Source organism: Ramlibacter pallidus, assembly GCF_015070875.1.
Taxonomy (GTDB): Bacteria; Pseudomonadota; Gammaproteobacteria; order Burkholderiales; family Burkholderiaceae_C; genus Ramlibacter; species Ramlibacter pallidus.
Map to the genome: position 1 here is coordinate 581,135 of NZ_JADDIV010000003.1, position 21,370 is coordinate 602,504.

The window sequence follows — 21,370 nt, forward strand, 5'->3', positions numbered from 1 at the left end:
GTCGAATAAAGGTTAGAAGTGGCACGGCAGATCTCCGATCTGAAGCTCCGGCTGCGCGCGGCCGGCGCCGGCCCGAGCCATGAGCATCGGGTCCTCCGGCTCTGGTCCCAGGCCTTGCCCCAAGCCAGCGGCCGTCGCCGGCCAGAGAACTTCCTGCCGCAAACCTTGCTCGCGGCCTTGCCGGAGATCGAGTCCGACCTGGCGGCGCTGGCCCGCCTTCGGTCCGCCCATCCGGCTGCCGACGGTTCCGAACGCCTGCTCGTCGAACTCGGCGACGGGCAACTGGTGGAAAGCGTGCTGCTGCCGCGCGACGGCCTCTGCATCTCTTCCCAGGTCGGTTGCGCGGTCGGCTGCGTGTTCTGCATGACCGGGCGCGACGGGCTGGTGCGGCAGTTGGGAAGTGCCGAAATGGTCGCGCAGGTCGCCCTGGCCCGTCGCCGCCGCGCCGTCAAGAAGGTGGTCTTCATGGGCATGGGCGAACCGGCCCACAACCTGGAGAACGTGCTCGAAGCGATCGATCTGCTGGGCACCGCCGGGAACATCGGCCACAAGAACCTGGTGTTTTCGACGGTCGGCGATCCCCGGGTCTTCGAGCAACTGCCGCGCGGGAGCGTCAAGCCGGCGCTCGCGCTGTCGCTGCACACCACGCATGCGGACCTGCGCGAACGCCTGTTGCCGCGCGCGCCGCGCCTCACGCCCGACGAGCTCGTGGCCGCCGGCGAGGCGTACGCCCGCGCCACGGGCTACCCGGTGCAATACCAGTGGACGCTCCTCGAGGGGATCAACGACACGCCCGACGAATTGGAGGGCATCGTCCGCCTGCTGCACGGCAAGTACGGCGTGCTGAACATGATCCCGTTCAACAGCGTGGACGGCCTGGACTTCCGCCGCCCGAGCTGGGAACGCGCGGCGGAGATCGCGCGGACGCTGCACCGCCGCGGCATCCTCACCAAGTTGCGGCAGTCCGCCGGCCAGGACGTGGACGGCGGCTGCGGCCAGTTGCGCGCCCGTGCCGGACGGCGGCCCGCGGTCCGGATCGTTCCGGCCGCCTGAGGCGACTCAGTCCACCGCGGCGTGCCGCTGCACGCGTTCGGAGACGCGCTGGCGCAGGCGCAGGCGGGCCGCATCCGACAGCATGCGTCCCGCCCACCGGTAGACGTTGAATTCCCGGACGGTGCTGCGCAGGCTGGCCATCCGCTCGCGCTGTTCCGCCGCCGGCATGGTCAGCGCCTGGTGCAGCGCGTCCGCGGTTTCCTCCACGTGGTACGGATTGACCACCAGGGCTTCAGGCATCTCCCGCGCCGCGCCCGCGAACCGGCTGAGGACCAGCACGCCGCGCTCGTCGTCCCGCGCGGCGACGAACTCCTTGCACACGAGGTTCATGCCGTCGTGCAGGCTGGTCACCAGGCACACGTCGGCGGCGCGGTACAGCTTGTTCACCTCGTCGTGCTCATGGTGCTGCGCCAGCAGCCGGATCACGGGCGCGCCCTCGCGGCCGAACCTCGCGTTGATCCGCTCGGTGGCGCGGTGGATCCTTTCCTGGAAGGAGCGGTACTCGTCCAATGCGCCCCGCGAGGGCGCAGCGACCTGCACGAAGGTGAAGCGCTCGCGCCATTCCGGATGCTTCTCCAGCATCCGTTCGACGGCGTTCAGCCGCTCCAGGATGCCCTTGGTGTAGTCGAACCGGTCCACGCCCACGGCCAGGTGGTGGTCCGGCGGGATGCCCAGCCGCGCGTAGACCTCCGCCCTGCTCTGCGCCGGCGTCGGCCAGCGCTTCGTCTCTTCCTCCGCCGGCCATTCGATGGAGATCGGGTAGCTTTCCACGAGGGTCTGCTCGCCTCCGAAGGTGATGGTGGAGTGCTCGTGTTCGATCCGCGCCTCCATGTAGCGGTCCACCGTCTCGATGAAGTTCTTGCAGTGGTAGCGGGTGTGGAAGCCCAGGATGGTGCTGCCCAGCATGCCTTCGAGGATCTCCGTGCGCCACGGACAGATGCCGAAGGATTCCGGATTCGGCCAGGGGATGTGCCAGAAGGTCAGGATGGTCGCGCGCGGCAGGCGCTTGCGCACCATCGCCGGCAGCAGGGCGAAGTGGTAGTCCTGCACCAGTACGATCGGGTCTTCGCTGCGGGCCTCCGCGACCACTGCATCGGCGAACAGCTGGTTCACGTCGCGGTAGTGCTGCCAGTCCGCCTCGCGAAAGACCGGCCGCACGTGCGCGACGTGGCACAGGGGCCAGAGCCCTTCGTTGGCGAAGCCGTAGTAGTAGCCCTGCTCCTGTTCCCCGGTGAGCCAGAGGCGCCGCAGCAGGTAGTCGTGCTGGCCCGGCGGCAGGGGCACGCGGTCGTGCTTGTCCACCGCCTGCCGGTCGGCCGTGCCGCTGCCGTGCGCGATCCACGTGCCCGAGCAGGCCCGCATGACCGGCTCCACCGCAGTGACGAGGCCGCTGGCCGGACGGCGCACGACGACCTTGCCGTCCTCGAGCTGGTGGAGGTAGGGCTCCCGGTTGGACACCACGATGACCTGGTCGCCGCGCAACTGCGTGTGCAGCAGGGACTGCAGCCGCTCCGGGCTCCAGACGGCATCGGGTCTCTGCGCCCGCCGATATTCGTCTTCCAGGTCCCGCAGGCGCTGGCGCAGGTCCGCGGCGAGCGGGGCGAGTTCGGGCGCCCCGGGCAGCAGCGGCCGGACGAGCCCCTCCCCCCGCAGGAGCGCGCGCGTTCCCGAGATCCAGCCCCGCCAGCTGAGCTGGGCCACTACCACGGTCACCAGTGCGAACGCCGCCCCCAGGCCTGCGATCAGGATGATCAGGTACTTGCGCGTGTCCTGGCTGCGGCGCTCGATGAAGCTCAGGTCGTGCAGCAGCACCAGGCTGCCCATCGGCCCGGCTTCGGACATCACGGGATGGACGCTCACGTGCACCGGACCGCCGTTGAGCTGGAGCGCCGGGTCCTTCCCGCCGGCCAGCGCATTCGCGCCGGCGCAGCTGAGGTCCTTGGGGAACTGTTCGGTGCGATGGCCGACCTCCTGCGCTTCCGAGCACCAGGCGATGGCCACCAGGCGCTCGTCCTGCAAGGCACGCTCGAACAGGGACTCGATGCGGCGCGTGCGCGAATATTGCAGCGCATCGGCCACGGATTCGGACAGGGCATTGGCGACCAGGTTGCCGCGCATGTCCAGGTCGCGCGCGAACCAGCGCAGCGTCAGCTTGTCCATGACGGGCACCGCCAGGTAGGCGGTCGCCACGAGGATGAGCAACAGCGGCACCAGGAAGCGCAGCTGCAGGCGGAAGGTCTTCATGCCCGGTCGTGGCCGGTGGGGCGGTCCATTTGCATGGAAACAAATGTACCGCGCCCGGAAGGATGGGCTGCGCGCTACCGGCCGTCGCTCCCGAGAGGGATCCGGGCGCCTCGCGTGTCGCCGTCGAGTTCGGCGATGAGCAGGTCGAGGTCGCGCTCCAGCCGCGCCAGGGTCCGCTTGTCGAGGCGGCCGAGCACTTCCGGCAGCACCCCGGTGAACGGGCCGGGCGCCTTGGCCAGGGCCCGGGCTCCCTTGGGCGTCGACCTGAGCTGGACGGCCCGGCGATCCGTGCCCGCGCGTTCCGCGACCACCAGCCCGGCGTCGAGCAGGCCGCGCAGCAGGTTGCTGGCGGTGGACTGGTGGATGTCCATGGCGCGCGCGAGGTCGCCGACGCCGATGCCCGGTCGCTCGCGCACGATGCTCAGGGCCCAGAGCTGCGCCCCGGAAACGCCGGCCTTGGTCTCGACCGCTCGGAAATGGGTCTTCACCGCATTGAAGACCAGCCGGAACCGCCGCAGCACCCGGATTGCGGGGTCGGCGGCGTCTTCCACCGGCGCCTTCCTTCTTGGAGTTGGAGTTTTCTGGGTCGCCATGTGCAAATGGTAGCCGCCGGTCGCCGGCCAAAAAAAAGCCCCCTTTCGGGGGCTTCGGGAAGGTCCCGGAGTTCTCGCTCGCAGCATGGTGCCGCGCGGGCATCTTAGCATTTGCACAAATGCGATCAAGCGCGGCCCCGGGCGGCCGGCGTCAGCTCGCGCGGACCTGCCGCTCCACCTCCTGGCGCTTCATCCTCAGGTAGCCATCGCGGTCCACCTCGCGCAGCTGGCGGGGGAACCGCTCGGTCGCGTCGAACCAGCCGCGCAAGCGGTGTTCCAGTTGCTGGCCCGGGGGGCTCACCAGTGAATCCAGGTACGCGTCGATCGCCATGTAATAGCGCATCGTGTTGCGTTCGGCCACCCCGCGCATCCCGCCCACGTAATCGGCGCCGGCGCGTGTGAAGCCGACCTTATCGCGGCCGATCGTGTTCAGGTACAGGGTCATGGCCATGCTGCTGGCACCGCCGTAGCTGAACGCGTAGCCCATGTGCAGCAGGGTCTTGCCGCCGTCCATGGGGACGGCCTCGGCGATCAGGCGGTAGTCACTGGTGTCGTAAGGACCTTCGGCGGCGTCCATCTGCACGGAGACGTAGTCCTGCCGCACCTGGGGCGGCTGCCAGCGGAAGGACAGCAGCGTGGCGGCGTGGACGGCCTGGGGATGCTTCTTGCCCACCCGCACGTCCACCCGGGTGGCGCCCGCCGCGTCGTGGCTGCGGCAGTACTTCGTGTTGAGGTGCAGGATCAGGATCTCGCACCACTGGGCCGGATCCGACAGTGCTTTCGCCACCGCGGCGTGCGGATGGTCGATGACCGCGAAGACCTCGCCGTCGACGCGGCGGGCCGATTCCTCGGACTGCAGCACCAGCGGCCCGCCGAAGGGGTTCTGCGCAAGCTGCGGTGCCAACGCGGTATGGCGAGCCCGCAAGGCGGACGGACCGAGGAGGCCGGCGGCCTGCGCGGACAGGGGAAGAAGGAGGATCGCGGCAAGCGCGGCGGTGGAGTGTCGCCAGTTTCTCATCGGCAGAAGATGGTGGTCGCCCGCCCGGACTCAAGCGGGGCGGGAAGCCGTCGATTGCAGCAGGTCGATCACCTCCTGGTCGCGAAGCTGGGGAAACGATTCGTAAAAGAGGCTGACGGCACCGAAGCGCCGCGGCACCTCCAGGCACACGACCTCGTCGGCATGCTCCGACACCAGCTGGATGCCTTCCGGTGAACCGACGGGCACGGCGCAGACGAGTCGTAACGGTGCCTGCCGCCGGACGGCGTGCAGCGCGGCGACCATGGTCGCGCCGGTGGCCAGACCGTCATCCACCACGATTGCCGTGCGGCCCTGGGCGGAGATCGCCGGCCGGCCGGGCGTGTAGAGCCGGCGACGGCGCGCCAGCTCCTGCAGCTCCAGGGCTTTCTGCTCCTCCAGGTAGGTGGACGATGCGCGGACAGACGCCGCGTGCGGCGCCAGGTACATCCAACCGGACTCGTCGATGGCCCCGACCGCGAATTCGGGCGCACCCGGCGCATGCAGCTTGCGCACCAGCACGAGGTCGAGGTCGCCTCCGAGCCTTTGCGCGAGCACGGCGGCGATCGGCACGGCGCCCCGGGGGATCGCCAGCAGCAACGGATGGCTGCCCGCATGGGCAGCAAGCGCCCGGCCCAATTGCTCCGCGGCGTCGCGTCGGTCCTTGAACACGATGGCCTCCCGATGGCGCGCCGCCGGACGCGCCCGCGCCATTCTCCCGCCGCTGGAGGCCCGGCGCTAGACTCCGCCCAGCAAGCACACCGCCCTCGAACAAGCATGACCCCCCTCCTCCTGCTGGCGCTGCCCGGCGCGGAAGCCCTGGCAAGGCAGCTTGCCGGCCACCTCCACTGCGCCTGCGAGGCTGTCGAGCTCCACTGCTACCCGGACGGGGAAGCCGGCGTCCGGCTGCCCGTCGAACCCGGCGGCCGGCCGGTGGTGCTCGTCGCCCACCTCGACCATCCGGATGGCAAGACGCTGCCGTTGCTGTTCGCGGCGGACGCGGCGCGCGAGCTCGGGGCAGCCGGCGTCAGCCTGCTGGCCCCTTACCTGCCGTACATGCGGCAGGACGACCGCTTCCGCCCGGGCGAGGCGATCACGTCGCGGACCTTTGCGCGCGTGCTGTCGGCGACGTTCGACGCGGTCGTGACGGTGGATCCGCACCTGCACCGCTGGCCGAGCCTGGACGCGATCTACACCACGCGCACCCGTGTCGTGGCGGCGGCGCCGGCGATCGCCGACTGGCTGGCCCGCGAGGTCCCGCGGCCGGTGATCGTGGGGCCGGATGCGGAAAGCGAGCAATGGGTCGCCGCGGTCGCCGGCCGCCTGGGAGCGCCGCACGTGGTCATGACGAAGGTGCGGCACGGGGACCGTGACGTGCGCGTCACCCTGCCCGAAGGCGCGGCCGGCGAGGACCGCACGCCGGTCCTGCTGGACGACATCATCTCGAGCGGCCACACGGTGGCGACCGCGGCGCGCGTGCTGCGCGACGCCGGATGGCCGTCGCCGCTGTGCGTCGGCGTGCACGCCCTGGTCGACGAAGCGGGAATGGCGCTGCTGAAGGAAGCCGGCGTCGGCCGCGTCGTCAGCTGCGACACCGTGCCGCACGCCACCAACGCCATCGGCCTGGCTCCACTGCTGGCCGAGGCGGTGCGCGAGGTCTGCGCGGCCGCCTGACGCTCGGCGTCAGTGCACGCGCAGGTCGAAGGCGCGCTGCAAGCCTTCGAGGTCGACGATGCGCACGTGCTTCTTGTCGACGTCCAGCAGCCGCTGGTGCTGGAACGCCGAGAAGGTGCGGCTGACGGTCTCGAGCTTCATCCCCAAATAGCTGCCGATCTCGGCACGCGACATCCGCAGGTGGAACTCGCTCGCCGAGTAGCCGCGCGCCTTCAGGCGCTGCGAGATGTTCAGCAGGAAGGCCGCCAGGCGCTCTTCCGCGTTCATGCTCCCCAGCAGCATCATCAGGCTGTGCTCGCGCACGATCTCGCGGCTCATGAGGCGCGAGATCACGTGCTGCAGGTCGGTGCTGCTGGCGGCCAGCTCGCTTAGGTGGGCGTAGGGAATGGCGCAGATCTCGGCGTCTTCGAGGGCGATCGCGCTGCTCGCCAGCTGGCCGGAAGCCAGGCCGTCCAGGCCCAGCAGCTCGCCCGCCATCTGGAAGCCGGTGACCTGTTCACGGCCGTCCTTGAGCGTCAGGTGCGACTTGAAGGTTCCGCTGCGCACCGCGTAGATGAACTGGAACTTCTCGCCCTCGTGGTACAGCGCCTGGCCTTCCTTGATGCGGCGGCGGGCGAACTTCAGCCCGTCGAGCCGCTGGACGTCCGTGCCGGTCAACCCGCAAGGCAGGCAGAGGTCCTTCAGGTGGCAGGTGGAACACAGCGTGGTGATCGTGGCCGTCGGCGCAGGCGCTTCGGCGAGCGCCTGGCGGGGCACGATGCGGATGGGAGCGGTGGCGGCGCGGAGCGTGGCGGTTTGCATGTGGGGTCCCTCGGTGATCTTTTTCAGTGAACGGCGCGACGGCCGGCTTCGGCGACGGCGACGGTGAGCTGGTCGAATTCGGTGCTCTTGTCCAGGAAGCAGGCGGCGCCTTCGTTCAGGTAGCGCTTGCGGTAGGCCGGCGCCGAGTTGTTGCTGAACACGACGAAGGCGACCTGCCGGTCGGCGTCGCGCACCGCCTTGAGCACCTGCAGGCCCGTGCCGCCTTCGAGCTGGTGGTCCAGCACGACGACGTCCGGGTGCGTGTCGAGGATGCCGCTGATGCAGGCGGCGGGCGTGGCGGCCTGGCCGATCACGTCCATCCGGGCGGTGGCCAGCAGCGCGTTGACGCGCTCCCGGATCTGGAGCGAGTCGTCCGCGAGGAAGACCTTGATGGAGCCGTTCGAAATCATGGAACGAACTATCGCGAAAGGACGGCCGGCGCGACATCGGCGTGCGCTGAAACGAAGGCTCGGAGGACTCCGAATCGGGACCGTCCTGCGGACTAGGCGCGCTAGGAATCGTCCGAGGGAGGGTCCTGGAAGATGAGGTCTTAGGTATTCATCCCGGCGCCGGTTTGTGGGTTGGAACCCGACCAGCGGCGTGCAAAGATGGTGCGAACTGCTTCATTTCGCCAACTTCGTCACGACCCGCGGGTTGTCAACCCCCGTACGAATGAACTACCTTCATCACCTCCTGGGACAAAAGTCGTTGTGGCGAGGTGGTTTGAATGCGTTTCTTCAAGGGAACCCTGCGAAACAGCATCTACGGATTGCTGGGGAATCCCGTGGCCCCGTCGGATTCGATGCTGGAAACCAGCGCCGAAGACATCCGCGAAGCCATGCTCGCCCTGCTCGGCGAGAACGGCACGCGCCAGTTCGCGAACGTCACGCGCCGCATCCGCTATGCCAACGACATCCAGGGCCTGTGGTACCTGCGCGGCGACCTGATGGCCGCCCTCGCGGCGATCGAAGGCGAAGCCACGGCTCGCCAGCAGGTCCAGAAGATCACCCGCATGTTCCACGGGCTGCTGCCCGGCAGCTTGACCTCCCGCCCCAGTCCCCTCATGGGCTGATGCCGCGCCACCCTAGTGGTGGTGGCGGTGCAGGTGTCCCCAGATCAGGAATGCGTCGCGGCCCTCTGCCGCGAGCGTGACCTTGGCCCCGACCGGCAGGCAGACCTTCGTGGGCACGTGCCCGAACGGCAGCCCGGTCAGCACCGGCGCCTTCACTTCGTTGCGCAGCCAGTCCACGACCGACTTCAGCTTGAAACCCTTGTCGTGCGGCACCGGCACCCAGTTGGTGAAGTGCCCCAGGACGATCGCCTTCTGTCGCTCCAGCACGCCGGCATAGAGCAGCTGCGTCAGCATCCGCTCGATCCGGTACGGATGCTCCGAGACGTCCTCCAGGAACAGGATCCCGCCCTTGATCTTCGGCATCCAGGGCGTCCCGGCCAGGGCGGCCACGATGGCCAGGTTCCCGCCCCACAGCACGCCCTTTTCCTGCAGCGGCGCCTCCCGTCCTTCCGCGGCCGGCAGTCGCCAGCCCGAGCCTTCTCCCTGCCCCTCGACCAGGTCCTCGAAGCAGGCCTGCATGATCTCGTCGGGTTCGCCCTCCACGCCGAAGTCCTCGCCCACGGCCGGACCGGACCAGGTGGTCCGACCCGTTTCCGCAAGCACGGCGTTCTGGAACGCGGTGAAGTCGCTGAGGCCCACGAACTCGGTGCCATGGTCGATCGCCCTGGCGATGGCCTTGTAGGGCAGGCGCGGCAGCAGGCGCGTGAGGCCGTAGCCGCCGCGCGTGATCAACGCGATGTCGGCGCCGCTGGCCGCGGCGCGTTCGATGGCGGCGAGTCGGGTGTCGTCGTCCCCCGCGAAGCGCATGTGGGTGGCAAAGACGGCCGGATCGAGTTCGACCTCGTGGCCCAGGGCCTTCAGCCGGGCGATGCCGCGCCGCACGGCAGCCTTGTTGCGCACGGCGCTGGAGGGGGAGAAGAGGTAGATGCGCTTTTTCGTCACGGGCGGAAGTATCCCACCGCCTTGCGTGCGATCTCCTCGCCATGCTCCTGCACGAAGTGTCCCGCCTGCGGGAGCACCATCGGCTCGGGACAGCCGCGGATCTGCGCGCGCAGCGCGTCCATCACGGCCGGGCCGAGCACGGGGTCCTGGGCGCCGATGGCCATGAGCGACCGGCCTTCCCAGCGTTGCGAGAGGAAGTCGCGGGCCTGGCGCGAGATGGCGGCGCCGCCGGCGTCCGGGCGCGCAGGGACCATCGGCGGGAAGGCGCGCAGCGCCGCGCGGTGCCCGGCATCCGGGAAAGGGGCCGCGTACGCAGCGCATTCCTCCGCACGCAGGTGCGGATTGCCCCGGGCGAACAGGCGCGCCACGTCGAACTCGGGATTCTTCGCGCACATGTCGCGCCAGGCGACGAAGCCCAGGCTGAGGGGCACGTCGCCCGTGGCCAGCGTCGTGTTCATCACGAGCAGCCCTTCGTAGCGCGCCGGGTCTTCCATCGGCAACGTCAGCCCGAGGAGCCCGCCCCAGTCCTGGACGGCCAGCACGACGTGGCGCAGGTCCAGTCGCTCCACGAACTCCAGCAGCACCTGCCGGTGCCATTCGAAGCTGTGCGCCGCATCGCGCTTGGGCTTGTCGCTCTTCCCGAAGCCCACCAGGTCCGGCGCGACCACCCGGTCGCCCGCTTCGAGGAACACGGGGATCATCCGGCGGTAGAGATAGCTCCAGGCCGGGTTGCCGTGCAGGCACAGCCAGGTGCGCGGTGCATCGCGCGGCCCTTCGTCCAGGTAGTGCATGCGCAGGCCGGCCAGGGACGGCAGGTCCGCGATGTAGTGTGGAGCCCAGGGGTAGCCGGGCAAGTCGCGGAAGCGATCGTCCGGCGTGCGCAGGGCGTCGTCCCGCAGGGGCTGGGCGCCGGCGCGCGCCTCCTGCCGGCGCGCGCGGAAGAACTCGGACAACAGCGCTCCGCATTCCTGCGCCAGGACGCCGCCCTGCACCTGGGTCTGGTGGTTGAGGCGCCTTTCGCCGAACAGGTCCAGCACGGAGCCTGCCGCGCCCGTCTTCGGGTCGGACGCCGCGAACACCACGCGCCCCAGGCGGGCGTGCATGATGGCGCCGCTGCACATGGCGCAGGGCTCCAGCGTGACGAACAGCTCGCAGCCGTCCAGCCGGTAGTTGCCCAGCGCCTGCGCCGCCTGCTGCAGTGCACGGATCTCCGCATGGGCCGTGGGGTCGTGGCTTCCCACGGGCGCGTTGTGTCCGCGACCGACGATGCGCCCTTCGTGGACCACCACCGCGCCGACCGGCACTTCTCCCGCGGCCAGCGCCAGCCGCGCCTGCGCCAGCGCTTCCAGCATGAAGCCCTGGTCGCGCGTGGCGGGGTTCACTTGTCGTTCTCGGGCATCGGCCTGGCCTGCTGCATCAGGCCCTGCACCGCCTGCTCCACCTGCTGCACCTGCTGCCTGGGCGTCCCGACGGGGGCCGCGGCCTCCGCCGGCGCGCCCGTGCGCGGCTTCGCGCCCGCGGAGAGCTGCTGCTTCGCCAGCACGCCCACGATCGCCACCACGACCAGAAGTCCCAGCACACCGAAGATCGCGCGCATCACCTTGCCTCCATTCCGAGCCGGTCCATCCACTCGGCGAGTTCGCGCTCGGCCGGCCCGCCCGCAGCATACGACGCGCGCATGCGCGCATGCGATTCCGCCCGGTGCTGGTTCAGTTTCAGCTTGCAGGCCCACTCCAGCACCCGCAGCTCGAAGCCGACGATGCCGGCCAGCATCTTGTGCTGGAATTCCTCGCCCAGGTCGCGCCACTGCTGCGCGAACGGCGGCTCGTGGTCGCCGATCAGCTTCTTGAGCAGCCTGTCCTTGGCGAGCGGCTCCTCCACGAGCCGGGCTTCCACCTTGCAGTGCACCGTGAGGTAGTTCCAGGTGGGCACGCGATGCAGGTCGGGATAGACCTCCGGCGACAGGTAGGCATGCGGGCCCAGGAAGGTGGCGAGCGCCCGCGGGCGGGCCTGCAGGTAGCGCCAGTGGGCGTTCGGCCTGGCGCAATGGCCCCAGAGCACGAAGCCGCCGTCCTGCTGCTCGAGGTGCAATGGCAGGTGCGTGACGTAGGGAAAGCCGCTGTCGTCCGTCGAGACCAGGCTCGCGAACGGGTAGCGGCGCATCAGCTCCGCGGCGATGGCGGGATCGTCGGACTTGAACTGCGGCGGCTGGTACATGGCGCCCTCCTCGCCTGCCACTGTAGCGCCGGCGGCCGAGTTCCCGCGTGCGAATTCCGCATCACTGCGATGCGCGCCGGCTCATTCCCACTCGATGGTCGCGGGCGGCTTGCTGCTCACGTCGTAGGTGACCCGGTTGATGCCGCGCACCTCGTTGATGATGCGCCCCGACACCTTCTTCAGCAGCGCGTACGGCAGCTCCGCCCAGTCCGCCGTCATGAAGTCGCTGGTCTGCACCGCGCGCAGCGCCACCACGTAGTCGTAGGTGCGGCCGTCGCCCATCACGCCCACGCTCTTGACCGGCAGGAACACGGTGAAGGCCTGGCTGGTCAGGTCGTACCAGCTCTTGCCGGTGTGCTCGTCGCGGAAGTTCCGCAATTCCTCGATGAAGATGGCGTCGGCGCGGCGCAGCAGGTCGGCGTATTCCTTCTTCACCTCGCCCAGGATGCGCACGCCCAGTCCCGGGCCGGGGAAGGGATGGCGGTAGACCATCTCCGGCGGCAGGCCGAGCGCCACGCCCAGCTCGCGCACTTCGTCCTTGAAGAGGTCGCGCAGCGGCTCCAGCAGCTTGAGTCCCAGCTGTTCCGGCAGCCCGCCGACGTTGTGGTGGCTCTTGATCGTGACGGCCTTCTTGCTCTTGGCGCCGCCCGACTCGATGACGTCGGGGTAGATGGTGCCCTGCGCCAGCCACGCGACGTGGCGGGCATGCGTCTGCTTGATCTTGGCCGCCTCCGCCTTGAAGACGTCGACGAACAGGCCGCCGATGATCTTGCGCTTGGCTTCGGGCTCGCTCACGCCGGCCAGCTTGCCGAGGAACAGGTCCGACGCATCCACCCGAACGACCTTCGCGTGCAGCTTGCCGGCGAACATGTCCATGACCATGTCGCCTTCGTCCAGGCGCAACAGGCCGTGGTCGACGAACACGCAGGTGAGCTGGTCGCCGATCGCGCGGTGGATCAGCGCCGCGGCGACCGACGAATCGACGCCGCCCGAAAGCCCGAGGATCACCTCTTCGTCCCCGACCTGCTTGCGGATGGCCTCCACGGCTTCGGCGATGTGGTCGCGCATCACCCAGTCTGGCCGCGCCTTGCAGATGCCCAGCACGAAGCGCTCCAGGATCGCGCGGCCCTGCACCGTGTGCGTGACCTCCGCGTGGAACTGGATGGCGTAGAAGCGCCGCGCCTCGTCCGCCATGCCGGCGATCGGGCAGCTGTCGGTGGACGCCATCAGCTTGAAGCCGGGCGGCATCTCCACGACCTTGTCGCCGTGCGACATCCAGACGTTCAGCATGCCGTGGCCTTCGGGCGTGGTGAAGTCGGCGATGTCGCGCAGCAGTTCCGTGTGGCCGCGGGCACGGACGGCGGCGAAGCCGAATTCGCGCTTGTGGCCGCCTTCGACCTTGCCTCCGAGCTGGTGGGCCATGGTCTGCATGCCGTAGCAGATGCCCAGCACCGGCACGCCGAGCTCGAACACCGCCTGCGGTGCCTTGTCCGTCGTCTCCTCGTACACGCTCGCGTGGCTGCCGGAGAGGATCACGCCCTTGAGCGAGCCATCGGCCGCATAGGCACGGATCCACTCGTCCGAGACGTCGCAGGGGTGCACTTCGGAGAGGACGTGCGCCTCGCGCACGCGGCGCGCGATCAGCTGCGTGACCTGGGAGCCGAAGTCGAGGATGAGGATCTTGTCGTGTTGCATGGTCAGGCCAGGTCGGTGATCAGGGGGTGTTCGAGAACGAGGCAGGCGCGCTGCAGGGCGCGGTCCATCGTGACGAGGGGGGCTTTGAGGTCGACCGCGACCTTCAGGTACGCGGCGTCGTAGGGCGTGAGGTTCAACGATTGCGACCAGTCCCAGAATTCGAGCGGCGACACGCGCAGCGGGGCGAGCGCCACGGGAAGCCGGCTGAGGAGCCGCAGCACGTGCTGGTGGGCCGTGGGCGTGAAGCGGCCCCGCGCGAGCGCGCGGCCGGCCGCGTGCAGCGCCTCGAGCGGGAAGATCGCCGCACTGGTGGCGCTCTCCTCCTCGGTCATCACGCGCACGAGTGCCTGCGACACCCGGTCGCCGCCCTCGTCCGGGAAGACCCAGCTGGCGAAGGCCGACGCGTCAACGACCAGCACGCGGCACCTTGGGATCGTCGGTCCAGGCTTCGCCGCGGCCGTCGCGTTCCCGCTTGTGCTCGGCCCAAAGTTCCTGGAACCCGCCGCCTTCGCGCCCGACCTTGCCGCGCAAGGCGTCGAGTTCCGCCTGGATGGCCTGGCGGCGCGCCTCGATGCTGGGCTGCTCGGTTTCGGGTTCCTTGATCAGGCGGATGACGCGCTTGCCGTGGCGGGTGAGGACGACCTCTTCCCCCTGCTCCACGGCACGGATGAGCTCGGAGAGCTGGCTCTTGGCCTGATGGATGGGAACGGTCTGCATTCTGGCTCGACTGATCGTTGATCTGGCCAGATTCTAACGACTTGCAGAAAAAAGGGCCAGAAACTTCTGGCCCTTTTTTCGATCTCGCTGGATCAGTCCGCGCGGTAGTTCGGCGCTTCCTTGGTGATCTGCACGTCGTGCACGTGGCTTTCGCGCATGCCGGCCGCCGTGATCTGGACGAATTCCGCGCGCGAGCGCATGTCCTCGATGTTCGCGCAGCCGCAGTAACCCATCGCGGCGCGCAGGCCCCCGGCCATCTGGAACACGATGGTGACGAGCGAGCCCTTGTACGGCACGCGGCCTTCGATACCCTCGGGCACCAGCTTGTCCGCATTGGGGTTGCCGGTGCTGGATTCCTGGAAGTAGCGGTCGGCGCTGCCCTGCTGCATCGCGCCGATCGAGCCCATGCCGCGGTAGCTCTTGTAGCTGCGGCCCTGGTAGAGGACGATCTCGCCAGGCGCTTCTTCCGTCCCCGCGAACATGCCACCCATCATGACGGTGCTCGCCCCTGCGGCGATCGCCTTGGCGATGTCGCCGGAATAGCGGATGCCGCCGTCGGCGATGAGCGGCACGCCGCTGCCGGCCAGTGCCGTCGCGACGTTGTCTATCGCGGTGATCTGCGGCACGCCCACGCCCGCGACGATGCGCGTGGTGCAGATCGACCCGGGGCCGATCCCCACCTTGACGGCGTCGGCGCCGGCCTCGACCAGCGCGCGGGCGGCGGCGCCGGTGGCGATGTTGCCGCCGATCACGTCGACTTGTGGATAGTTCTGCTTCACCCAGCGCACGCGGTCGATCACGCCCTTGCTGTGCCCGTGCGCGGTATCGACCACGATCGCATCGACGCCCGCCTTCACGAGCGCCTCCACGCGCTCCTCGGTGCCTTCGCCCACGCCGACGGCGGCGCCGACGCGCAGCCGCCCGCTGGCGTCACGCGCCGCGTTGGGAAAGCTGGTCTGCTTGGTGATGTCCTTGACGGTGATCAGGCCCTTGAGCTCGAACGCGTCGTTCACCACGAGCAGGCGCTCGAGCCGGTGCTTGTTGAGGAGCGCCTTGGCCTCGAGGGCGCTGGTGCCCTCGTTGACGGTGATCAGCTTCTCGCGCGGCGTCATGATCTGGCTGACCGGGACGTCGTAGCGCGTCTCGAAGCGCAGGTCGCGGCCGGTGACGATGCCGACCACCTTGCCGCCATCGAGCACCGGGAAGCCGGAGATCCCCAGCTGCTCCTGCATCGCGATGACCTGCCGCACGGTGTGCTGCGGCGTGATCACGACCGGGTCGCGCAGCACGCCGGATTCGTAACGTTTCACGCGCGCCACTTCGGCGGCCTGCTGCTGCGCGGTGAGGTTCTTGTGCACGATCCCCATGCCGCCCTCCTGGGCGATGGCGATCGCCAGGCGCGCCTCGGTCACCGTGTCCATGGCGGCGGACACGAGCGGTAAGTTCAGCTGGATGTTGCGGGAGACGCGGGTGGCGAGGGAGGTGTCCTTGGGCAGGACCTGGGAGAACGCCGGCACCAGCAACACGTCGTCGAAGGTGAGCGCTTTTCCGAGAAGGCGCATGGGAAGGCTCCAAAAGAAGGATTGTACCCGCGTGCAATTTCGCACGGCCGGCGTGGCGCCGGCGCACCACGATGAGGGATAAGGTGGGGGGCTTTTGCGCCCTGCCGGGCTAAACTGGCTGCATGAAGATCGCCCGCCTTGCCCTCCTCGCCATCGCATGTTCCGTGCCGCTCGTTGCCGCCGCGCAGTGGCAGTGGGTCGACAAACAGGGCCGCCGGGTGTTCAGCGACCAGGCGCCGCCGCCCGACATCGCGCCGGACCGCATCCTGAAGCAGCCGGGCCAGCGCGGCGCGGTGGCGCCCGCCGCCGCACCGGAAGCCACCTCCACTGCGGCCGCTGCCGGCACCGCCCTGCCCAAGCCCACCGGCAAGGATCCCGCCCTCGAACAGAAGCGCAAGCAGGCCGAGGCCGAGGAAGCGATCAAGAAGAAGGCCGAGGAAGAGAAAGTGGCCGCCGCCCGCCTGGAGAACTGCAACCGCGCGAAGGCCAGCAAGGCCACCTACGATTCCGGCGAGCGGGTCGCCCGCGTCAACGCCAAGGGCGAGCGCGAGTTCATCGACGATGCCACGCGCGCCGCGGAGTCCAAGCACATCGCTTCCGTGATCGCCCGCGAGTGCGGGCCGCAGCCTCAGTAACCCGGTTTCGCGCCGGGCCGCCGCTTCGCGAACAGCCCGGCCGCCCGGGTGCCCTGCTTGCGGAAGCGCTCGCGGCGGGCCACCTTCGGGTCCACCAGCAGCGGCCGGTACACCTCGACGCGATCCCCATCGCGCACCGCCTGGTCGAGGGCGCAGCGCCGGCCCCAGACCCCCAGTTCCAGCCCCGAGACATCCTGGCCCGCGCACACCTGCGGCCATCCGCTGGCGAGCACGGCGTCACGCACGCTGGCGCCCTCCGCCAGCTGCAGCGTCCACTCCAGCACCTCGCGCGGCGCCGGCGAGTACAGCACGGTCACGCGGGGCATCGCTTCAGCCGTAGACCTGTTCGGCGCGCTTGACGAAGGCGTCGACCAGGCTGCCGGCGATCTTGTCGAACACCGGCCCCACCAGCGTGGCCAGCGCCGTGCTCTTGAAGCTGTAGTGCATCTCCAGCGTGACCTTGCATGCGCGCTGCCCCGGCTGGCCGAGCGGCTGGAACTTCCACGCGCCATCGAGGTGGGAAAAGGGCCCGTCGACCAGCTTCATGCGGACCTCGCGCCCGGCGACGTGCGTGTTGCGCGTGGTGAAGGTCTGGTGGATGCCGGAGAACGCGATGCCGATTTCCGCCTTCATCCCGTCCGGCTCGTGGGCGAGCACGCTGGCGCGGTCGCACCACGGCAGGAACTCGCAGTACTTCGGCACGTCGGTCACCAGCGCGAACATCTCTTCGGCGCTGTACCAGATGAGCACGGACTTGTGGACGGTTTTCATGGAGAATTGCGGGCCCGCGCGGCATTGTAGAGAGCCGTCGCCGACCCCACCTGTCAGTCCATGGCGACAAAAAAAGAATCACCCTCCCGCATCGCCGACAACAAGAAGGCCGCGTTCAACTACTTCTTCGAGGAGCGGTACGAGGCCGGCGTGGTGCTGCAAGGCTGGGAAGTCAAGGCGTTGCGCGCGGGCAAGGTGCAGCTCACCGACGGCTACGTCGTGATCCGCGACGGCGAGCTGTTCCTGATCGGGTGCCAGATCAACCCGCTCAAGACCGCCTCCACGCACGTCAGCCCGGATTCGGTCCGCACCAAGAAGCTGCTGCTGCACAAGGACGAGATCCGCCGCCTCGTCGGCAAGGTGGAGCAGAAGGGCTACACGCTCGTGCCCATCCAGCTTTACTGGAAGGAAGGCAAGGTCAAGGCGGAGATCGCGCTGGCCAAGGGCAAGGCCGAACACGACAAGCGCGACACCATCAAGGACCGCGAGGGCAAGCGCGAGGTCGAGCGCGCCATGAAGGAAAGGCACCGCTGATCGGTGTTTTCCCGCGCGGGGAATAAACCGGCCCCCGCCGGCGTTCATGCAGGCAGGACCACCACCGGAGACCTCCATGCGCACCACCCTCGCCGCCCTCGCCTGCGCCGCGCTGCTCGCAGCCTGCGCCACCACCACGCACGTGCCCGCCCGCATGGCCGACGGCGTCTTCGTCGGCCCCAACGGCATGACCCTGTACACCTTCGACCGCGACGCGGCGGGCTCGGGCAAGTCGGCCTGCAACGGCCAATGCGCCGTGAACTGGCCCCCGCTCATGGCATCCGCCTCGGACCAGCCGGCCGGGGACTGGACCATCGTGACGCGCGACGACGGGGCCCGGCAGTGGGCCTTCCGCGGCAAGCCCGTGTACTACTGGGTCAAGGACGCCCGCCCCGGCGACCGCACCGGCGACGGCGTGAACAACGCCTGGCGCCTCGCGCGGCCCTGAGCCGGCGCGCGGACCGGCTCTTGCCGCATGGGGGACGCGGGCACGCCTTCCGGACTGGTCGGGCACATCCCCGACCTGCGCCGCTATGCGCGTTCGCTCACCGGCGACGCCTGGGCCGCCGACGACCTCGTGCAGGACACCCTCGAGCGTGCCTGCGACCGCTGGCAGCTCTGGGCCGCCGGCAGCGACCTGCGCGCCTGGCTGTTCACGCTGATGCACAACCTGTTCGTCGATGGCGCCCGCCGGGCCCTGCGCCAGCAGGCGCAGCGGGTGGACGTGGACGACGCGGCGGGCGAGCTGGTCGCACCGGCCGGCGGCGCCGACCAGGCCCTGGACCTCCAGCGTTGCCTGCTGCGGCTGCCGGAGGAGCAGCGCGAAGTGCTGCTGCTGGTGGCGTTGCAGGACCTCTCGTATGAGGACGCCGCACGCGTGACAGGCGTGCCGATCGGCACGGTGATGTCGCGCCTGTCGCGCGCGCGCAGCCGCCTGCGCGAACTGATGGACGGGCGGCAGCCGCCCGCGGCCGGCCAGCCCGCGCTGCGCCGGATGAAGTGAAAGTGGACGAGCGATGAAAGAGGACCCCGACCTGCTGCGCGACGAAGCCGAACTGCACGCCTACGTCGACGGCCGGCTGGATGCCGCCGCACGGGCGGCAGTGCAGGCCCGGCTTGCCGCGGATCCGGCAGCCGCCGAAACGGTGGCGGCCTGGACGCGACAGAAGGAGGCCTTGCGGGCGCTGCACGCGCCGCTGTTGCAGGAACCGGTCCCGCCCACCCTGCGCGAGGCCGCCGAGCGGCTGCAACACCGCGGCAGCAATGTGCAGCGCGTTGCGCGTTGGGGCGGCCTCGCCGCGTCGGTGCTGGTGGCATTTGCCGCCGGCTGGGCCGGCCACCAGCAGTGGCAGTCGCGCCTGGACGGGCAGCTCCTCGCCGGCACCCGTGGCGCCAGCGAGTTCGCGCGGCAGGCGGTGCTGGCGCATTCGGTGTACCTGCCGGAGGTGCGGCATCCGGTCGAAGTCGACGCCTCGCAGCAGGACCACCTGGTGCAGTGGCTGTCGAAGCGGCTGAACCGGCCCTTGAAGGTGCCGAACCTGCAGGCGGTCGGCTACGAACTGGTGGGCGGCCGGCTGTTGCCGGGCGACAAGGGCGCGCGGGCGCAGTTCATGTTCCAGGACGCCGCCGGCGAACGCATCACGCTCTACGTCGGCGCCATCGACGACCCGAACCTGAAGGCGGCCGGCGGCGCAACGGCGTTCCGGTTCGGGAGCGAAGGGGCGGTCGCCACGTTCTACTGGGTCGACGAGGGCTTCGGCTATGCGCTGGCGGGCAAGCACCCGCGGCAGAAGCTGCTCACGCTGGCGGAGCACGTCCACCGGCAGTTGTGAGCTAGACCAGCGCCCGCAGCGGATGCGCGTGAACGGGCCACGGGCTGGCGAAGAACGCTTCCACCATCCCGGGCGTGACGTCCTCGATGCGCGCCGGATCCCAGCGCGGCGCGTGGTCCTTGTCGATCGCCAGCGCGCGGATCCCTTCGAAGGTTTCGCCGGCCGCGCCGGGGCGCAACTGGAAGCAGTGCCGCACCATGTCGCGTTCCATGCGCAGGTCGTCCGCGAGCTTCATGTGGCGGGCCCGGCGCACGTGCTCCAACGTGACGTGCAGCATCAGCGGCGAACGCTTGCGCAGCAGCGCCGCCGTCTCGGTCGCGAACGGGGACGGGTCCGCCTCGAGCGCCGCGACGATGGCCCCGACCGTCGGCAGGCCGAAGAAGCGGTCGATGTCCGCCCGCCGCGCCGCGAGGGCGCTGGCGCCGCCGTCCGCGGGCGCCTGCGCAACGCGTTCGCGCAGGCGGGCGAACGCCTCGTCGTCGCCAAGATCGTCCCACAGTGCCGGCACCTCGGACGAGGCCACGACGATGTCGGCCAGGCGCGCCGTCACCGCGTCGTGGCCTCCGATCAGCTGCCCCGTGAGCGCGAGGTACTCGCCGATGCGGCCGGGACAGCGGGAGAGGAACCAGCCGCCGCCGACGTCCGGGAACAGGCCGATGTTGGTCTCCGGCATCGCCATCTTCGTGCGTTCGGTGGCGATGCGCAGGCTGGCGTCGCCGCCGTGCGCGGAAATGCCCATGCCGCCGCCCATCACGATGCCGTCCATGAAGACCACGTAGGGCTTCGGGTAGGCGTGGATCAAGTGGTTGAGCGTGTATTCCTCGGTGAAGAAGTCCTCGAGCCGGGGATCCCCGGCGAGCACCGCCTGGTGGAAGAAGCGGATGTCGCCGCCGGCGCAGAAGGCACCGAACGGACCTTCCCTGCCCATGCCGCGCAGGGCGACGCGCTCCACGCGCGGGTCGTCGCGCCAGGCGAGCAGCGCCACGGTGAGGTCGCGGATCATGTCCAGCGACAGCGCGTTCAGTGCCTTCGGCCGGTCCAGCGTGACGAGGCCGGCGCTGCCGCGCACCTCCGTACGGATGTGGCTCATGCCCGTTGCCTCCACCCCACCAGCTCGTTGGCCACCAGCGCGCCGATCACCAGTGCCCCGCCGGTGAGCACCGTGGGCCCGGGTGCTTCGCCGGCGCCGAACCACGCCAGCAGGATCCCGAAGATCACCTCGAGCAGCGCCAGCAGGGAGATCTCGGGCGCGGCGAGCACGCGCGCGCACATCACGGCCAGCGCACACGGAATGGCCAGCTGCACCAGCCCCAGCAGCGCCAGCAGCGCGATGTCGTGGCCCGACGCCTGGAACGGCATCGCCAGCGGCAGCGTCGCCAGCGAGGAGATCACGGCACCGACCAGCACCGCCGGCACCAGGTCGATGTTCTCGCCGCGCGCGTGGGCGCGCTGCGTGATCGTCCAGTTGATGCCGCCGGCCAGCGGCACGCAGAGGGCCACCAGGGTGCCGGCCAGCCCGCCGCCTTCGACCTGCGTGCCGTACATGTAGGCAATGCCGGCCCCCGCCACCAGGATGGCGGCCCAGGTGCGCGGCGGGATCCGGTGCCCGATGAACACGCGGGCGATCAGCGCCGTCAGGAACGGGCCGATGGCCATGGTCACCAGCACGTTCGCGACGCTGGTCAGCGTGAGCGCCACCATGAAGGCGGTGAACATGACGCTCCAGCAGACGCCGGAGAGCCACAGCGACGCGCCCGCGTGGCGGATCTTGCTGAAGACGACGCGGCCCTGGAAGAAGGGCAGGATGACCAGCAGCGAGAGCACCGTGAAGAAGCTGCGCCAGAAGGTCACTTCGAAGCTTTGCGCCTGTTCCAGGTGCCGGGTCACGACCCCCGCGATGGACCACATCAGGGTCACCGCCACCATGAGGAATACCGCGCGGGTGTGGGTGAGTTTCATCAGCACGAGATGGTAGCGGGACCAGGGAGGACCCCATCCAGTGCCACCGCGGAA

26 protein-coding genes are annotated in these 21,370 nt (G+C 69.7%); 8 read left to right on the forward strand and 18 right to left on the reverse strand.

The genetic code is table 11. The features are described from left to right. Window positions 1-18 precede the first annotated feature (18 nt). The gene (locus IM787_RS12000) at window positions 19-1,053 is read left to right on the forward strand and encodes an RNA methyltransferase (protein WP_193676872.1); all 1,035 of its coding nucleotides are present in this window, start codon (window positions 19-21) and stop codon (window positions 1,051-1,053) included. 6 nt (window positions 1,054-1,059) lie between these two features. Here the strand turns inward: IM787_RS12000 and IM787_RS12005 are convergent, their stop codons facing one another. The 4 genes from IM787_RS12005 to IM787_RS12020 form a co-directional block, all read right to left on the reverse strand. Then, on the reverse strand, window positions 1,060-3,297 hold the full coding sequence (locus IM787_RS12005; protein ID WP_193676873.1) for an alpha,alpha-trehalose-phosphate synthase (UDP-forming): 2,238 nt from the start codon (window positions 3,295-3,297) through the stop codon (window positions 1,060-1,062). 74 nt (window positions 3,298-3,371) lie between these two features. Beyond that, on the reverse strand, window positions 3,372-3,890 hold the full coding sequence (locus IM787_RS12010) for a MarR family winged helix-turn-helix transcriptional regulator (RefSeq protein ID WP_193676874.1): 519 nt from the start codon (window positions 3,888-3,890) through the stop codon (window positions 3,372-3,374). 151 nt (window positions 3,891-4,041) lie between these two features. Continuing rightward, window positions 4,042-4,794: a hypothetical protein gene (locus IM787_RS12015; RefSeq protein ID WP_227494279.1), complete on the reverse strand. Its 753-nt coding sequence runs from the start codon at window positions 4,792-4,794 to the stop codon at window positions 4,042-4,044. Window positions 4,795-4,938: 144 nt separating this feature from the next. Continuing rightward, window positions 4,939-5,580, reverse strand: coding sequence for a phosphoribosyltransferase (locus tag IM787_RS12020; RefSeq protein WP_193677122.1), 642 nt, complete (start codon window positions 5,578-5,580; stop codon window positions 4,939-4,941). Window positions 5,581-5,682: 102 nt separating this feature from the next. Here IM787_RS12020 and IM787_RS12025 point away from each other — a divergent pair, with 102 nt between their 5' ends. Next, window positions 5,683-6,579: a ribose-phosphate pyrophosphokinase gene (locus tag IM787_RS12025; RefSeq protein ID WP_193676876.1), complete on the forward strand. Its 897-nt coding sequence runs from the start codon at window positions 5,683-5,685 to the stop codon at window positions 6,577-6,579. Window positions 6,580-6,588: 9 nt separating this feature from the next. Here IM787_RS12025 and IM787_RS12030 read toward each other — a convergent pair whose 3' ends face one another. Together IM787_RS12030 and IM787_RS12035 are read right to left on the reverse strand one after the other, a co-directional pair. Further along, window positions 6,589-7,380 carry a helix-turn-helix domain-containing protein gene (locus IM787_RS12030; protein ID WP_193676877.1) on the reverse strand — a complete coding sequence of 264 codons (792 nt, stop codon included), beginning with the start codon at window positions 7,378-7,380 and terminating at the stop codon, window positions 6,589-6,591. A gap of 23 nt (window positions 7,381-7,403) precedes the next feature. Next, entirely contained in the window at window positions 7,404-7,790 is a 387-nt protein-coding gene (locus IM787_RS12035) for a response regulator (protein ID WP_193676878.1), read from the reverse strand. 317 nt (window positions 7,791-8,107) lie between these two features. Here IM787_RS12035 and IM787_RS12040 point away from each other — a divergent pair, with 317 nt between their 5' ends. Next, window positions 8,108-8,452, forward strand: a complete 345-nt coding sequence (locus IM787_RS12040; RefSeq protein WP_193676879.1) for a hypothetical protein — start codon at window positions 8,108-8,110, stop codon at window positions 8,450-8,452. Window positions 8,453-8,464: 12 nt separating this feature from the next. Here the strand turns inward: IM787_RS12040 and IM787_RS12045 are convergent, their stop codons facing one another. The 8 genes from IM787_RS12045 to guaB all read right to left on the reverse strand — a co-directional run bounded on the left by IM787_RS12045 (window position 8,465) and on the right by guaB (window position 15,585). Beyond that, the gene (locus tag IM787_RS12045) at window positions 8,465-9,394 is read right to left on the reverse strand and encodes an LD-carboxypeptidase (protein ID WP_354004403.1); all 930 of its coding nucleotides are present in this window, start codon (window positions 9,392-9,394) and stop codon (window positions 8,465-8,467) included. Beyond that, window positions 9,391-10,776 carry a tRNA adenosine(34) deaminase TadA gene (gene tadA, locus IM787_RS12050; protein WP_354004404.1) on the reverse strand — a complete coding sequence of 462 codons (1,386 nt, stop codon included), beginning with the start codon at window positions 10,774-10,776 and terminating at the stop codon, window positions 9,391-9,393. Before tadA ends, IM787_RS12045 begins: the two co-directional genes overlap by 4 nt. Beyond that, a complete protein-coding gene (locus IM787_RS21510) occupies window positions 10,773-10,991 on the reverse strand; it encodes a hypothetical protein (protein WP_227494281.1) in 219 nt (72 codons plus the stop codon). The genes tadA and IM787_RS21510 overlap by 4 nt, the downstream gene beginning before the upstream one ends. Continuing rightward, on the reverse strand, window positions 10,991-11,611 hold the full coding sequence (locus IM787_RS12055) for an FMN-binding negative transcriptional regulator (protein ID WP_193676881.1): 621 nt from the start codon (window positions 11,609-11,611) through the stop codon (window positions 10,991-10,993). The genes IM787_RS21510 and IM787_RS12055 overlap by 1 nt, the downstream gene beginning before the upstream one ends. An 81-nt stretch (window positions 11,612-11,692) precedes the next feature. Further along, the gene (guaA, locus tag IM787_RS12060) at window positions 11,693-13,306 is read right to left on the reverse strand and encodes a glutamine-hydrolyzing GMP synthase (RefSeq protein ID WP_193676882.1); all 1,614 of its coding nucleotides are present in this window, start codon (window positions 13,304-13,306) and stop codon (window positions 11,693-11,695) included. A 2-nt stretch (window positions 13,307-13,308) separates the two neighbouring features. Further along, window positions 13,309-13,725, reverse strand: coding sequence for a type II toxin-antitoxin system VapC family toxin (locus IM787_RS12065; protein WP_193676883.1), 417 nt, complete (start codon window positions 13,723-13,725; stop codon window positions 13,309-13,311). Then, a complete protein-coding gene (locus IM787_RS12070; protein WP_193676884.1) occupies window positions 13,712-14,023 on the reverse strand; it encodes a type II toxin-antitoxin system Phd/YefM family antitoxin in 312 nt (103 codons plus the stop codon). Before IM787_RS12070 ends, IM787_RS12065 begins: the two co-directional genes overlap by 14 nt. Before the next feature lie 92 nt (window positions 14,024-14,115). Beyond that, window positions 14,116-15,585 (reverse strand): IMP dehydrogenase, encoded by a 1,470-nt coding sequence (guaB, locus tag IM787_RS12075; protein WP_193676885.1) that lies wholly within the window; start codon window positions 15,583-15,585, stop codon window positions 14,116-14,118. A gap of 122 nt (window positions 15,586-15,707) precedes the next feature. Here guaB and IM787_RS12080 point away from each other — a divergent pair, with 122 nt between their 5' ends. Continuing rightward, window positions 15,708-16,220, forward strand: coding sequence for a DUF4124 domain-containing protein (locus IM787_RS12080; RefSeq protein ID WP_193676886.1), 513 nt, complete (start codon window positions 15,708-15,710; stop codon window positions 16,218-16,220). Here the strand turns inward: IM787_RS12080 and IM787_RS12085 are convergent. Then, window positions 16,214-16,546, reverse strand: a complete 333-nt coding sequence (locus tag IM787_RS12085; RefSeq protein WP_193676887.1) for an RnfH family protein — start codon at window positions 16,544-16,546, stop codon at window positions 16,214-16,216. The two genes, IM787_RS12080 and IM787_RS12085, sit on opposite strands and share 7 nt — an antisense overlap. Window positions 16,547-16,550: 4 nt before the next feature. Beyond that, window positions 16,551-16,991, reverse strand: a complete 441-nt coding sequence (locus tag IM787_RS12090) for a type II toxin-antitoxin system RatA family toxin (RefSeq protein WP_193676888.1) — start codon at window positions 16,989-16,991, stop codon at window positions 16,551-16,553. 60 nt (window positions 16,992-17,051) lie between these two features. On the opposite strand from IM787_RS12090, the gene smpB reads away from it, so the two are divergent. From smpB to IM787_RS12110, 4 genes are all read left to right on the forward strand, one after another. Then, entirely contained in the window at window positions 17,052-17,525 is a 474-nt protein-coding gene (gene smpB / locus IM787_RS12095) for an SsrA-binding protein SmpB (RefSeq protein ID WP_193676889.1), read from the forward strand. A 76-nt stretch (window positions 17,526-17,601) separates the two neighbouring features. Then, window positions 17,602-17,973, forward strand: a complete 372-nt coding sequence (locus tag IM787_RS12100; protein ID WP_193676890.1) for a COG4315 family predicted lipoprotein — start codon at window positions 17,602-17,604, stop codon at window positions 17,971-17,973. A 27-nt stretch (window positions 17,974-18,000) separates the two neighbouring features. After that, complete coding sequence (locus tag IM787_RS12105) at window positions 18,001-18,528, forward strand: sigma-70 family RNA polymerase sigma factor (protein WP_193676891.1); 528 nt, start codon at window positions 18,001-18,003, stop codon at window positions 18,526-18,528. A 13-nt stretch (window positions 18,529-18,541) separates the two neighbouring features. Further along, on the forward strand, window positions 18,542-19,357 hold the full coding sequence (locus IM787_RS12110) for an anti-sigma factor family protein (protein ID WP_193676892.1): 816 nt from the start codon (window positions 18,542-18,544) through the stop codon (window positions 19,355-19,357). A gap of 1 nt (window position 19,358) precedes the next feature. On the opposite strand, the gene IM787_RS12115 is transcribed toward IM787_RS12110, so the two are convergent. After that, entirely contained in the window at window positions 19,359-20,447 is a 1,089-nt protein-coding gene (locus IM787_RS12115) for an enoyl-CoA hydratase/isomerase family protein (protein WP_193676893.1), read from the reverse strand. Then, window positions 20,444-21,316, reverse strand: a complete 873-nt coding sequence (locus IM787_RS12120) for a DMT family transporter (RefSeq protein WP_193676894.1) — start codon at window positions 21,314-21,316, stop codon at window positions 20,444-20,446. Before IM787_RS12120 ends, IM787_RS12115 begins: the two co-directional genes overlap by 4 nt. Between the last annotated feature and the right edge of the window lie 54 nt (window positions 21,317-21,370).